This is a genomic window from cyanobacterium endosymbiont of Epithemia turgida isolate EtSB Lake Yunoko (assembly GCF_000829235.1).
GTDB lineage: Bacteria > Cyanobacteriota > Cyanobacteriia > Cyanobacteriales > Microcystaceae > Rippkaea.
In genome coordinates this window covers 116,407-130,963 of the sequence record NZ_AP012549.1, presented here as the reverse complement: position 1 = coordinate 130,963, position 14,557 = coordinate 116,407, and the positions used below count along the sequence as shown (strand labels likewise).

Annotated in this window: 8 protein-coding genes and 1 tRNA gene; 7 read left to right on the top strand and 2 right to left on the bottom strand. The window is 33.2% G+C overall.

What is annotated here, in order from left to right; genetic code table 11:
- Positions 1–367: 367 nt before the first annotated feature.
- Entirely contained in the window at positions 368–1,744 is a 1,377-nt protein-coding gene (gene mnmE / locus ETSB_RS00340; protein ID WP_044105592.1) for a tRNA uridine-5-carboxymethylaminomethyl(34) synthesis GTPase MnmE, read from the bottom strand.
- Positions 1,745–3,947: 2,203 nt separating this feature from the next.
- Between mnmE and rimI the strand changes: the two genes are divergently transcribed.
- Together rimI and ETSB_RS00330 are read left to right on the top strand one after the other, a co-directional pair.
- The gene (gene rimI, locus ETSB_RS00335) at positions 3,948–4,529 is read left to right on the top strand and encodes a ribosomal protein S18-alanine N-acetyltransferase (RefSeq protein WP_044105589.1); all 582 of its coding nucleotides are present in this window, start codon (positions 3,948–3,950) and stop codon (positions 4,527–4,529) included.
- A gap of 144 nt (positions 4,530–4,673) precedes the next feature.
- Entirely contained in the window at positions 4,674–7,145 is a 2,472-nt protein-coding gene (locus tag ETSB_RS00330) for an ATP-dependent Clp protease ATP-binding subunit (RefSeq protein WP_044105586.1), read from the top strand.
- A gap of 572 nt (positions 7,146–7,717) precedes the next feature.
- Here the strand turns inward: ETSB_RS00330 and ETSB_RS00325 are convergent.
- Positions 7,718–9,316, bottom strand: coding sequence for a S8 family serine peptidase (locus tag ETSB_RS00325; protein ID WP_044105583.1), 1,599 nt, complete (start codon positions 9,314–9,316; stop codon positions 7,718–7,720).
- A 2,200-nt stretch (positions 9,317–11,516) separates the two neighbouring features.
- On the opposite strand from ETSB_RS00325, the gene ETSB_RS09790 reads away from it, so the two are divergent.
- From ETSB_RS09790 to ETSB_RS00310, 5 genes are all read left to right on the top strand, one after another.
- On the top strand, positions 11,517–11,657 hold the full coding sequence (locus ETSB_RS09790; protein ID WP_171816365.1) for a hypothetical protein: 141 nt from the start codon (positions 11,517–11,519) through the stop codon (positions 11,655–11,657).
- An 86-nt stretch (positions 11,658–11,743) separates the two neighbouring features.
- Positions 11,744–12,157 (top strand): ribosome silencing factor, encoded by a 414-nt coding sequence (gene rsfS / locus ETSB_RS00320; protein ID WP_044105580.1) that lies wholly within the window; start codon positions 11,744–11,746, stop codon positions 12,155–12,157.
- A 307-nt stretch (positions 12,158–12,464) separates the two neighbouring features.
- On the top strand, positions 12,465–12,587 hold the full coding sequence (locus ETSB_RS10755) for a CGLD27 family protein (protein ID WP_171816364.1): 123 nt from the start codon (positions 12,465–12,467) through the stop codon (positions 12,585–12,587).
- A gap of 143 nt (positions 12,588–12,730) precedes the next feature.
- Positions 12,731–13,684 carry an asparaginase gene (locus ETSB_RS00315; protein ID WP_044105577.1) on the top strand — a complete coding sequence of 318 codons (954 nt, stop codon included), beginning with the start codon at positions 12,731–12,733 and terminating at the stop codon, positions 13,682–13,684.
- Positions 13,685–13,743: 59 nt separating this feature from the next.
- Positions 13,744–13,817, top strand: a tRNA-Met gene (locus tag ETSB_RS00310).
- Positions 13,818–14,557: the final 740 nt, after the last annotated feature.

The window sequence follows — 14,557 nt, the reverse complement described above, 5'->3', positions numbered from 1 at the left end:
CTCCCAAAAAGTAGCATTATTTTAGACAAAGAGTTCTGATTAAACTAAAAAATATTCCAAATAAAAAAAGAATAAGTATAATAATTATTTTCAATAATTATTATACTTATCTACTGACTTAGAGTCTCAAACTAAACAGAATAGAAAGCAGATCATATTAAATAAGAGCTTAAATATTTTTATAAAAATATTTAAAAATCAATATAATCTACTTAGGAAAATTACTCTGAAAGATATAAATATAAGTATTAGATATTCACTCTTAGATTGCTTGACCGTAAAAATTTAAAAATAAAATTATTTATTTTTTACATTAATTTAGAACTATTTACTTGCTAAATTTTATAAATAAAGTTAAGTGTTATTATTACTTGCCAATACAAAACCGGCTAAAAATTCTTTCTAAAATTGATTCTGTAACTTCGTCTCCAGTGATCTCTCCTAATGCTTTAACGGCAACACGTAGATCAATTGTTAAAAAATCCCAAGGTAATTGATTAGCCATAGTTTTTTGTACTTGTTCTAAAGCAAGTTTAGCACGAGTTAAGGCTGCTGCTTGCCGTTGATTAATAGCTAAATCTAAATCAACTACTGTTATTTTTTGAATTTTAATCGATGCTAATATAGCTTTTTCTAAAGCTTCAATTCCTTGATTTTCTGTAGCGATTGTTTTAACAATTTGTTTTATTGTTGAGGGCAATTGTATTGATTCTATTGTTCCTAAATCAATTTTATTAATAACTAAAATTAAGGGACGGTGGTTTACTTGTTGATAAATTTCTTGATCCTCAACAGTCCATCCTGCTTGGGCGTCAATGGTTAGCAACACAAGGTCAGCATGACCCGCGGCACGACGTGATCGTTCAACTCCTATTTTTTCAACTGTATTCACAGTGTCTCGAATTCCGGCAGTATCCAATACTTGGACAGGAATTCCTCCCACCACTAACTGTGATTCTACTATATCTCTAGTGGTTCCTGGTAAGTTGGTAACAATAGCACGGTCACACTGACTCCAAGCATTGAATAAACTTGACTTTCCCACATTGGGACGACCAACAATAGCGACTTTAATCCCACTACGGAGTAATTCTCCTTGATTGACTGTGACTAAAATATCCTGTAATTTCTCTAAAATTTTTTCTAACCTCTCAATAATTAATCTGTTATTTAAAGAGGGTAAATCATCTTCAAAATCAATTCGAGCTTCTATTTCTGCAAGAATATCTAAACAACTATCATGGAGTTGATGTATTGTTTTTGCTAGTTTTCCTTGCAACCCAGCTAATGCCATTTGAGATGCTTGGTGGGAGCGTGCTCCCACCAAGTCTGCTATACTCTCAGCTTGGGTTAAGTCGATTCTACCGTTAAGAAATGCTCGCAGAGTAAATTGTCCAGGTTGTGCTAGTTTTGCTCCTAATTCTAAACATGCTTGTAGAACCTGCTGCACAGGAATCATGCCTCCATGGCAATGAAATTCTACAACATCCTCACGAGTATAAGAACGAGGAGCTAACATTAATAGTAGAAGAGCTTCGTCTATCACCTGTTTAGTTTGAGGATGGCGAATGTAACCGTAAAGAATATGATGGGTTTCCCAAAGTTGTTTTCCAGGGGAATAAAACAAAGTTTTGGCGATGCTTAGGGACTCGTTTCCCGATAGACGCACAATCCCGATGCTACCTTGTTGGGGGACAATAGCCGTAGCAATCGCAGCTATGGTTTCTCCTTGATTAATCGTCATAGTTATGCGTTAACTGGGTTTCTTGTAATTGTTCTCCTTATTATCAGTTAAAATTGCTTAATTATCTCTAATATTATTTATATTTTTTGACAGAAGTTTGTATTGAAAGTTCACTGAGGTGGAATCTGTCAATAGTGAAATATAGAATGATCAGCCTTAAGTGAAATGAAAATTTTATTTTTCGTATCACGATGGTCTAGATTTAAATATTCAAAGCGAATTTTTACCTTGAAATTTTAGTTGCTCTATAAAAAGATTCAGTATTAGTTGATATAATGGATCCGTTCATACAGCTTATATTATCGGTAATAAATGTCTTCATAATGTCAACATAACTGTGGAATCGGTAAAAAAGTAATTTATACTTATATAGGTTTTTTATAAAAATAGTTTTTAACTAGAAAATAAATTAATTATATGTAAATTTTTACCAAATAAAGCATGTTTAACTATTAGTTATTTTTATCAAAACTGCTATAAAAATTTAGAAAATAAAAAAGAGATCCTAGTTTCAACTACTTATCTGTTGTTTGTATTAAATAAACAGAAACTTTTAGATAAAATTACATTTGTTACACTTATCTCTACAAAAAAATATTAGATATAGGTACCTTAATTTTATATTAAAGCAGATAAACTTATTAAGAAATTAAATAGATGTATAGTTAGAGAATCAAAAAAGTTATAACTCAATTTAAATACTTAACTAAAGTGTAGGAATTGTCATGTCTGTAAATATTTCAGAATAAGTAAACATCATATAGCTTTCACGGAGGAAACAGCATTAAGTTTAGTCAAATTCGTAGACTTGATAGTCTTTAAAAATTTTAAATATATTTAAAGATTAACCTTAACTAATAATATTAAGAATATTTAATTTTTAGGTATTTCTTATTGATTTATATATAGAAAGTCCCTTAAAAATATAAGGTATATAAAAATAGGTTTTTATGACGTAAAATATTTTCATATATAATATAACTTATATAATAAATAGTAATAAGGAGTTATTTGCTTCTAGTCTTATTTTAATTCTAATATTAACTACAGACTTTTTGTATTTTTTTATATAAAACTAAGTATTTTAGTTTCAGATATAAAATGGGGATTTATTTAGATTGTTTAAAATTTGGTAGTAAAATTATTATGAGAGCCTTGCAAATAAGATACTCCAATATAGAGAGAAAAAAATAAAGGTTAAATCAAATTATTTGTTACTGTAACATAACATAAGAATTAACAATGTTTATACTTTTATTTTAAATAGAAAATATAAATTCATTATTTATGAGTAATTAATATTTCAGGATCAGTCTCTTTTTATAAATCAATAAACCATTAGTAATAAAAATCTAGGTGTAAGAAAATAATTAAATGCTAATTTAATTATTTTCTTACACCTAGATTTATGTTATTTTAAAGTTTTTACCCTCTAAACTAATAACTTTTATTTTCATTATTAGGAGTCTTTTATGAATAAAGTTAATCAAATTTAGTGAAATACCCTTAAATTATATTAACTAATAAAAAATACTTGAGATGATATATATAATAGAGTGTAATAATTTTAAAAAGGGAAAAAAGATGCAATTGATTGAAATATATGTTTATGAATTTTATGGATGAGTCTTTTAATAGAGGTTGAATATACAATCTAAAATTGGGAATAACTGTATCCTAGTTTTATATCTAGCAAATAAGTAATATATATTTAGTGAGGGTTTTAAAAAAATTAGTTATTTAAATATGTAGAAATTATCTTACCTAGCTATATCCAGGCAATGGATATTCAACTTAATTGATCAGAAGGTATTATTTAATTAAATTTAATCCTATTTTAATAAAATACTTTTCAAATTCTGTTATCTAAATTAGATTTTACAAAATTTAATTTAGATAACTCTTTTAGTAATCTGCTCAAATTGTTATTAATCTTTTATCTTCACAGTAATTAGTTTAGTTTAATCGTACTATTAATTATAATTGATCTTGATTATCAAAAACGTATCACGAGAACTTAGAATATAGTAGGTATTTAGTTAAAAAAGTTTCTAAGCAGTTGAATATAAACATATCGTCTTCTAAGAAATATTGAGAAACTACTTGGACTATTGTAACTTTTACCTCTATAACTTAGTCGTTATTTGCCCAACCACTTTATCTTGCATCACAACTACCTTTTAGTCTAAATTGATAATTTATAATGGTTTTCTCACGTCTTATCTTACTAAACACGCCCCACTATAACCAACTAACTCAATTAGTTGAGTTAGATCGTGCGTGTTTAGGAGGATTATGGAGAAAAAAAGGTTACCAGCGAGAACTAGATAACCCAGATAGTAGCTTATTAGTTTTATCTCTAGAATCCAATTCCATTATTGGTTGCGGTTGTTTTTGGGCAATTTTAGAAGAAGCTCATATTGTATTATTAATGATCCACCCCAACTATCAAGGACAAGGACTAGGACAACTATTGCTTTACAGTTTGTTAAAAAAAGCCGTTAACTGTAATCTAGAACGTGCTACCTTAGAGGTGCAAGTTTCCAATCAGTCAGCCATCGCCGTTTATCAAAAAATTGGCTTTCAACTGGCTGGAAGGCGCAAAGGCTATTATCAAAAAACCGGAAAGGATGCCTTGATTTTATGGCGAGGGCATTTAAACCATCCCCGATTTCGAGAAGATTTGTCCCATTGGTGGTCACATATCAGTGATCGTCTCAGTCAATCTAGTTGGCAACTATCATTAGAAGGAGGTGATGATGATATAAGTGGAAAAAACAAATGAATATAGTAACCCTAATCTAATGAATAGGAATCAAGATAATTAATCAGTTAAAAAAATTTAAGAAAGTTTTTAGATTATTCCCTAGGATATTGAGTGCTAAAATCAGCTTACAAGGGAAAGCAGCAGGTGATGGACAAATAAATCATGTTTGAACGCTTTACAGAAAAAGCTATCAAGGTCATAATGCTGGCTCAAGAAGAGGCCCGCCGTCTTGGACATAACTTTGTCGGGACGGAGCAAATTCTTCTGGGGCTAATTGGTGAAGGAACTGGAGTGGCAGCCAAGGTTCTTAAGTCGATGGGTATCAACCTTAAAGACGCTCGCGTTGAGGTCGAAAAAATTATTGGCCGTGGTTCAGGGTTTGTCGCCGTCGAAATTCCTTTCACACCAAGAGCTAAAAGAGTTCTTGAACTCTCATTAGAAGAAGCTCGGCAACTCGGACATAACTATATTGGAACCGAACACCTCCTCCTAGGGTTAATTCGTGAAGGAGAAGGGGTAGCCGCACGGGTTCTTGAAAATTTAGGAGTAGACTTGTCTAAAGTCCGGACTCAAGTGATACGACAACTTGGAGAAACGGCTGAAGTAGCTGCTGGCGGAGGTCCATCCGGACGATCTAATAAAACTCCAACTCTTGACGAATTTGGTTCTAATCTGACCAATATGGCTGGAGAAGGAAAACTTGATCCCGTAGTAGGACGACATAAAGAAATTGAACGGGTGATTCAAATTCTTGGTCGTAGAACCAAAAACAATCCCGTTTTAATTGGAGAACCAGGAGTAGGAAAAACCGCAATTGCTGAAGGTCTCGCTCAACGTATCGCTACCAAAGATGTTCCTGATATTCTTGAAGAAAAACGAGTAGTCACCCTCGATATCGGCTTGTTAGTAGCCGGAACTAAATATCGTGGGGAATTTGAAGAACGTCTTAAAAAGATTATGGACGAAATTCGTCAGGCTGGAAATGTGATTTTAGTGATTGACGAAGTACATACTCTTATCGGTGCAGGGGCAGCTGAAGGGGCAATTGACGCAGCTAATATTCTTAAACCAGCTCTAGCACGGGGGGAATTGCAGTGTGTCGGGGCTACCACTCTCGATGAATACCGAAAACATATCGAACGGGACGCAGCCCTAGAGCGTCGCTTCCAACCAGTTATGGTGGGTGAACCCTCTGTTGACGAAACCATTGAGATTCTCTATGGGTTACGAGAACGTTATGAACAACACCATAAATTAAAGATACTTGATGAAGCTCTGGAAGCTGCTGCTAAGCTCTCTGATCGTTATATTTCGGACCGCTATCTTCCTGATAAAGCGATTGACCTCATTGATGAAGCAGGATCACGAGTAAGGTTAATTAATTCCCAATTACCTCCCGCAGCCAAAGAACTTGATAAAGAGCTTCGTTCTATCCTTAAACAAAAAGACGATGCAGTCCGAGCTCAAGACTTTGATAAGGCTGGAGAGCTCCGTGATCGTGAAATGGAAATTAAAGAGGAAATTCGGTCAATCTCCTCGGCAAAAAAAACAGAAGGAGATAGCGATGACCCCTTTGTAGATTCAGAGGAAATCGCCCATATTGTAGCTTCTTGGACTGGAGTTCCAGTGAATAAACTGACGGAAAGTGAATCCGAAAAGCTGCTACACATGGAAGATACACTACACCAGCGTTTAATCGGTCAAGAAGATGCAGTGAAAGCAGTGTCACGGGCGATTCGCAGGGCGCGAGTTGGTCTGAAAAACCCTGGCCGTCCGATTGCTAGTTTTGTTTTTTCTGGACCTACTGGAGTAGGTAAAACTGAGTTAACCAAGGCATTAGCTGCTTATTTTTTCGGTTCGGAAGATGCCATGGTCCGTCTGGATATGTCCGAATATATGGAACGCCATACAGTATCTAAGTTAATTGGCTCTCCTCCTGGATATGTGGGTTACAACGAAGGGGGACAGTTAACCGAAGCAGTGCGCCGCCGTCCCTATACAGTAATTCTCTTTGACGAAATTGAAAAAGCACACCCTGACGTATTCAATATGCTTTTACAAATCCTAGAAGACGGTCGGCTTACTGACGCTAAGGGTCGTACAGTAGACTTTAAAAATACCTTGTTGATCATGACTTCTAATATCGGATCTAAAGTGATCGAAAAAGGTGGTGGTGGACTCGGATTTGAGTTTGAAGAGAATAAGACAGAGGCTCAATATAATCGTATTCGAGCTTTAGTTAATGAAGAATTGAAGAATTACTTTCGTCCCGAATTCCTCAACCGTCTCGATGAAATTATTGTCTTCCGTCAATTGGATAAAAATGAAGTTAAGGAAATCTCTGAAATTCTTCTTAAAGAAGTCTTTGCTCGGTTGACTGATAAAAACATTACTTTAAATGTTACCGAAAAGTTCAAAGAACGTTTGGTCGAAGAAGGATATAACCCCGCTTATGGTGCACGACCTTTACGTCGTGCCATTGTGCGTCTCCTTGAAGATATCTTAGCTGAGGAAATTCTTTCAGGCCGAGTTAGTGAAGGAGATGCTGCATTAGTGGACATTGATGCAGATGGCAAAGTCAAAGTTATATCCAGCGAAAACAAGGAAGATTTGTTAGCAAAGACTACAGATTGATGACGGTTTATCGAATAATTGTCTAGATTATTAAACCCAACTTATAGCGGTGGCGAATTACTTCTACTGCCGCTTTTAAAGTGGAAACTTCTCGAGATGATAACTTGTTTATATTTGCGGTAATTAAATTAAGCTGAGGATGGTTTTTTTTGAAATCTAAAGGCTTTAATCATTGTGTTAAAGCTGTCTCAATAAATATCCTGAGTTTTTCAAAAAACCCCAAATTTTAAGCTAATGGAAAATAATTTAATTTCATCTTTTTTCGATAATTTTATGATAGCTAATGATCTTAGTCTTGGTAAGCAAAAGATTATTCAGTACAGTTTAGTAAAACTAGGTCATTACCAGCTCTATGTCAATACGGTCATTAGTCTCAGCACAAATAATATTTATTGTTCTCTAAATTAGTCTTAGATATAATTATCTCCTGAGGCACGAATGACCCTTACTTAATTTTTGCCATTATTCATAATCAGAGTTTAAGAATCTTCCCAAAATTAGGCTATTAAAGTCCACCAATTTGAATTGTACATTGTCAGTCAATGGTAATAGTTGAACTTACTCAAGAAAACCTACTGTGGAAAGGACGTCAAAGAAGCACTCCACCAAGCTAACCCATAAGGTTGTTTATGTTGATTTAGGGGTTGGGGATATTGAACTCGAATTTTGTATGATCCGGTATTAGGAACTTGACAAAAAATGTGTTCAATGTTGTCTACTTTACTGATAGAAGAACAGATATTTTGAGAAATATTTTTACCTGTTGCTGGCATTAAATATAAATCTAAATTATTTAAGCCACGATTACGGAATGTTTCGCCTAAATTATATCGCTTATTTCTATTAGTATCATTCAACTCAACATGACGGTCCCAAACAAGGGTAATAGCAACATAACTTCCTTTGTTTAATGGGGTTTTTATTACATAATCATGATGTTCATTATAAGTGATCGTATCATAATTCCAACCTAAAGAAGATACTGCCTTATCAGGTTTCCATTGACCCGCACTAAATTGTTGATAAGCCCGAAAGGCATTTAGATGTCCTGTTCCCATCTCTATATCTAAAGGGGTTTTTGGGTCGCGATAGGCATCAGATTTTAACCAGGTTTGATTTTTTTTACTTAAAACTGTACGAACCATACCTAGTAATAAACCATCGCCGTGGTCTTGCAATTTATCAGCAGAATTGAGCAAGACAGCTTTCATAACTTGATGGCGACGGGAATCTAAACTCCAATTAGCTTTTTTTTCTCGTAGTTGGCGATCACCAAATTCCTGGAGTAAAGCCACCGAAGCCGTAATATGGGGGGCAGCAAAACTTGTCCCACTGACCTCATTAATTTTTCCCGACAGATCATATAGAATAATTTTATTTCCTGGGGCGACTAAACTAATTGCTCGCCTTAGTCCTGTATTAATTTCGTGTCTAATCAAACGCCGACCAATTCCTACCGGAAGCGCGCTTAAATTCGCAAAATCAACCTTAGTAAATTTCCCTTTTTGTTTAGTCGTATAAGCAGTAGTAATTCCATTGTAATGATCTGTCGGAATAGGAATACCTCCTTCCCCTTGATTGCCGGCAATTACATAAAGAACGTCATGAACCCTTGCAGACCAATCAATACATTGAGTCAACAAAGCATTGCCATCAAGCCTCGCATTTTCTCTAGGATCTCGTTGTAAAGATTCCCCAAAACTAAAATTAATCGCCCGAACATCACCACCATTTTGTTGAGCTACGTGTTGACTGGCTAAACATTCTTCGGGTTGTCCTCCTCGTTTAAGCTCACCAACAGCTGAGGCGTATAGTCTAGCCTTTGGAGCAACTCCAGGTATCCGTTTATCTTGACTCACCATCATTGTTGCCACCATTGCTGCATGGTTATCTAAATTATTGTTAGGTTTAACAAAATTGTTGCGGAAATAGACTCCTGCTAAATTAATCTTTGGATTCCAGGCAGCAATTTTATCAAACCCAAATTGTCCAGGTCGGCCAATTTCCACTTGACCAATAGCAATTTTACGTCCCGTTAGATTGTAAGGGTCTTTGTGTAACCTTTCAGCATTAATTCCCGCTTCGCCTATAGAATTTGCTAAAGCCCCAATGGTGGTCATGATTTCCAAGACACTTAAACTCCCTACCAACCATGCAATACTCTTTTTCATGTATTGTGAATCTATATCACTGTTATCACCTATATTAATGAGAGTTCTAACGTCTGGGTAGACTTGTAAATAAAAATTTCTTTTTAGAGTGGTCAATAGAGAACAAAATCTATGATTAAATTATTATCACAGTTGATTAGTTAGTATAAAAGTGATTTTTTTGAGATTTCTGTCTAAAACGGCAATTTAAAGCGAGTATTTGTTTTATTTTTACTTGGGGAATGAAAGTAAAATTCTCTATTTTTTTGAGTTTAATCTGAATATTAATAAATTAAGAGTAAATTAAATTTTTATAACAAAACTATGGCGTTAATTAACTGAGAAAAATTTATATTGCAAGAAAAAGATAACAGTTATCACAGATAAGCAGCTTTAAATAAATGTCAAAAACATCAATTGTATATATTTCTATATCTAGAAAATTAGATTCGTTTAATTTATCATATTTTAATGATCATTGTTTAATGTAATTTATTATGTATTTGTTTTTAAATTTTTTATCTTAGAAAAAATCGTTAGTTACGCCAGCATTCTCATATCTATCTTGTTTCTGTTGATGATTTTTCAGTCAACAATTCTCCAGTGACTATCAGATAAATTGTTCAATCTTATTCAAGATAATATAGTTTAATCGTTGAGTATCTAAGTTCTAGTTATCAATAACTCTCTATAGTTTGAATAATACATATAACTATTTAATACCATAGCTTAATGACTATAGTTGTACAATTATTCAGTTTGAAATTGTTTACTTTAAAAACTGTTAATGTTATGACTGTTCTAAACCAAGGATAATTACAACTTAAATATCAAGTAGGACTAGATTGAGTATGACTGATTCAATATCATCTGAGTATACAAAATCTCGGAGAAGCAACCGAATTAATTAACTTGCTATCCCGCTCAGGAATTGAAATATGGTTAGTTATCGTTTATCAAGCCCTAGGAAGATTATAAGATAAAATCAGACAATCAAAAAGTTCTTTATGTTATTCAAGCTCCCAAACTCAACCGGACTGAAGAATGGATGATAACAATTTATTATTGGGAAATACAAATTTTTAAACTCCTCTGATATATTGCTGATAGAACTACCAATAAACTACATAAAAGGTTTGTAATTATATCAGAAGATCAAAGTCAGATGAACGCTAAACAAAATTAAATAAAAACTTTTGTAAAATAAATCTTTATTTTCTAATTATTATCATCTATCTTGCCGTTTAAATACTGTGATTATTACTATATAGTTCTTGGCAAAAAATAATCTTAACAAATCCAAGTTAAATGGTATTAATTGAACATAGCTAATCTAATATTTAAAATCATATTATATTGACAATATACTAGTTAAATAGTATTGTATTAACAACGAATATAGCTATAATTACACTTAATCTACTTGATTAAATATTTTTTACTTTATTGCTATAACTCTGAAATTTATACCATGATAGCGTAAATGATTATTAATCATATTTATTTTTATAAAAAATTTTAGGAGAGTAGTAAAAATTAGTTTTTATTACCCCAAAAATTCACAAAAATTTATTAATAAATTTTTAAAAAATAAACTAAATAAAATTATTGATTAAATCATGTAAAACTATTTAAATATTAGTTAAGATAGAGGTTGCTTTTGAATGATTTTTATATAAAAAATAAATTATTTAATTATTAAAATTAAGGTAGGTTTTGATAACTTAGTAAAATTCTACAATGACCTTAAAAAATATGACTGTAATTTCTTTAGTAAAATTTAAAAATTTATTATAGTGAATTAGTTGTAATACGGAGTGTAAAACAAATTTAATGATCAAATAATGACAGATAAGTATGTGAGTAAAGGTAATTTTGAGGCTAAAAAACAATTACTTACTCTCCATTGTTTAGAATCTAATTTTAAGTGAAGAGTGTATGTAGATTAAATTGTTTAATTATTATTAAGTTAGCTCCTTGAAAGCAGCGATCGCAAGGTTAATGTATAATTTGGCTAAATTATGTTTTTGATCTAAACTATTGTTCATTGGAAGAAACAAATATAGTCATAGCTAAAGAACAATTTAGAGTAAAAGATGAAAAGATGTTGATAACTATCAAGTAATCCTACTTTAGGTAGTTTTCAAATGTGTGCCGTATTGTTTAGCTAATATCTTAAAATACAATCAGGAAAATACGCTAGAATCTAAGACTATGCATTGTGTTCGGTTGGCGAGACTTTTATGGAAGCGTGCAGCAAACCTGTAACTTTTTCTTAAAAAGCTTAATTGGGATGGCTATCATTGATATTCGTCTAAGAGCCATTCAACTCGCTGTTAGGTATTGTCTCAAACAAAAATAGAGTTTACTCCAGTCAAGAAAAATAATTAACACTCTAATTTTGCTTAAATTATGAATAATTGAAGGTCTAAGATAAAATAACCCTTAATGATAAATTACAAACCATCTTTCTCAGAAAATACCTTAACTTTAACGGTGACACATAATTTCACTGATCCCAAAAAACAAACCCTCATCTGGGCGATCGTCCAAGCAGCCGACGACCGGAAGGCCGATGATATTGTTATTTTGAAAGTAACAGAGATTTCTTACCTAAGTGACTACTTCATTATTGCTACTGGATTTTCTACTACTCAAGTCAAAGCAATTGCCGATGCGATTGAAGAAAAAGTTGATCAGACCTGTAGACAATCCCCTTTACGCATTGAAGGAAAACGACAAGGGACTTGGATCCTCCAAGATTATGGAAATGTAATCGTTCATATTCTTCTGCCTGAAGAACGAAAATTTTATAATTTAGAAGCTTTCTGGGGTCATGCTAAACGTATTGAATTATTCTAGTTAGAAGCTATAATTATTATGAGGGAATTGTCCATAAATATCTGTCCCATTCCTGCCGAACGGCAGTCAATTAAGGAATACGAAGACTTAAAAAAATTGTGTTTTTTGTCCATTAGCAACTATAGAAAAAGAATTCTATTAGCGAAAAATTACTTATGTAGGACTATTTAAATAAATATTAGTTAGTCCGATCACTACAGCTAGGTTTTCTCCTCAAATATCCCCTAGGTTATTTATACTGTGCAATAAATAACCTAGGGGTGGGGTTAATGGTTACCCTAGTCGTCATACAATTGGGGTTAAGCTGGTGTTACATGGGCGATCGCATAAAAAAAAGATTATTTTTTATGAAAAGTCAAGATGGTATGACGGACAAACTTGGTTTAAACTTCCAAAAATGTTAACTCATGATCGTCTGATTGTTTCCTAACCAAGTAGACTCAATTCTACAACCTCTGACTCTTATAGAAATAATTGTCGTAGATACAATCATTGGTAATATCATGATGTGGTTGTCTCAATAACATTTCGACACACCCAATACCAACCCACAACCTTAAACTTTAGAATCGAATGACTAGAGGAACACGCACCCATACTCCTAAATTGAAAGTTCATTTATTACGGGAAGGCATTGTTGAGTCAGCTCATCAAGTTGAAGCAACGGTTTGTGATGCTCGTGGAAGACTCTTATCAGTCGCCGGAAATTCTGAGACCACAGCATTTGTTCGTTCAGCTCTAAAGCCCTTTCAATCCATAGCTGTAGTTACCACTGGAACCCTAGAACGCTATGAGCTAAATGATAAAGATTTAGCAGTTATTTGTAGCTCTCACCAAGGGACAGTTGAACAGGCACGACAAGTTTTCAATATACTGTGGCGGGCTAATATTGACCCTAGTGCGTTGCAATGCCCTATTCCTAAAGGATATCAAAGTTCTTTACAGCACAATTGTTCAGGGAAACACGCTGCAATGTTAGCTATTTGTCAACAACGCAACTGGCCTCTTAATACCTACCTTAAAAAATCTTCCCCTGTACAATACTTAATCCTAGACAAAATTGGTGAGTTGTTAGCTATGCCAGGGGCAGAATTGATCAGTGCCTATGATGATTGTGGAGCTCCCACCTACTCTATAAAACTTAGTCAAATGGCTCATTTATATGCTCAGTTAGCATCGGGGAATAACCTAGATTTAGAAAGAATTGTTCGAGCAATGACTTACTACCCAAAAATGATAGCTGGGGAAGGAGCCTTTGATACAGAATTAATGCGTTTGACTGAAGGAGAACTCGTCAGTAAATCTGGGGCTGAAGGCATTCAATGTGTTGGTCGTGTAGGACAGGGAATGGGATTAGCTATTAAAGTGATAGACGGTTCAAAACGAGCTAAATATGCCACAGCTCTTCATTTGTTGCGAAGTATGGGTTGGATAGTTCCTAGTATAGTCGAAACCTTGGCTAAAAAATTTGTGAGCCTTAGTAACTACAAACGTCTTGAAGTCATTGGGGAATTATCTATGATTTAAAATTATTTAGTAAATAACTTGCCATAAGCTTATACTTTCTGCTATACTCGTAAATGCAACGCGGGATAGAGCAGTCTGGTAGCTCGTCGGGCTCATAACCCGAAGGTCGGTGGTTCAAATCCGCCTCCCGCCATTCTGTAAAGGTCACTTTTAGATATAAAATCTGGCTGATATAAGTTTTTACTGAAGTGTTACATCATATTCTATTACTGTTGTATATTAACGATTGTTAGAGTTAGGTCTGCCACTAATTATTCTAGGTTTTGTGAAGGTTGTTTCAGGAATTTAGGTGGAAATCCAATACAATAGCCAGAGCTTTGAGAGGTTTTGATAATTCAGATAAATTGATAGTTAAGATGGCTGTAATTAATGTTCTTACCTAATTGCCAAAAAATGTCTGAAAATCCGATTTTGTTTTAAACATCTGTTCAGGATATCGTGACTTTATCAAAACTTTTGTTGAAGCAAAAACTAGAGGTAGTTTACTTTCTTTAACCGAGTAGAAAAAATTATGTTCTTAAGCAGTATTAAGAATATAGTTTTAAGATTCTTGACCTAACAAAATTGACCCAAAATTTAGCTTTTATTAGAGTTAATCTTTCTATTGCCAAATAAATGGTAGCTAAAAAATATAATAAATCTTACAAGTTTGAAGGAATCTACACTATTTGTTTGTAAACTAAAAAATTACTGCTTAACTTTCATAAAGTAGAAGTTTAGGACTTAACAAAAAAGTACTAAAAACTATCTTATTAAATATTTTTAAACTGAAATTACTTTCATAATAAAAATTTATAGTGTTCTTTATGTTGAAGTTTCGTCTATAGTTTTGGCTAAATTTATCTTTTTTACTTTATTCAAAAATCTTAATAT

Coding starts and splice junctions, on each gene's coding strand:
- mnmE (WP_044105592.1), bottom strand. CDS start 1,744: ATGACGATTAATCAAGGAGAAACCATAGCTGCGATTGCTACGGCTATT.
- rimI (WP_044105589.1), top strand. CDS start 3,948: ATGGTTTTCTCACGTCTTATCTTACTAAACACGCCCCACTATAACCAA.
- ETSB_RS00330 (WP_044105586.1), top strand. CDS start 4,674: ATGTTTGAACGCTTTACAGAAAAAGCTATCAAGGTCATAATGCTGGCT.
- ETSB_RS00325 (WP_044105583.1), bottom strand. CDS start 9,316: ATGAAAAAGAGTATTGCATGGTTGGTAGGGAGTTTAAGTGTCTTGGAA.
- rsfS (WP_044105580.1), top strand. CDS start 11,744: ATGATAAATTACAAACCATCTTTCTCAGAAAATACCTTAACTTTAACG.
- ETSB_RS00315 (WP_044105577.1), top strand. CDS start 12,731: ATGACTAGAGGAACACGCACCCATACTCCTAAATTGAAAGTTCATTTA.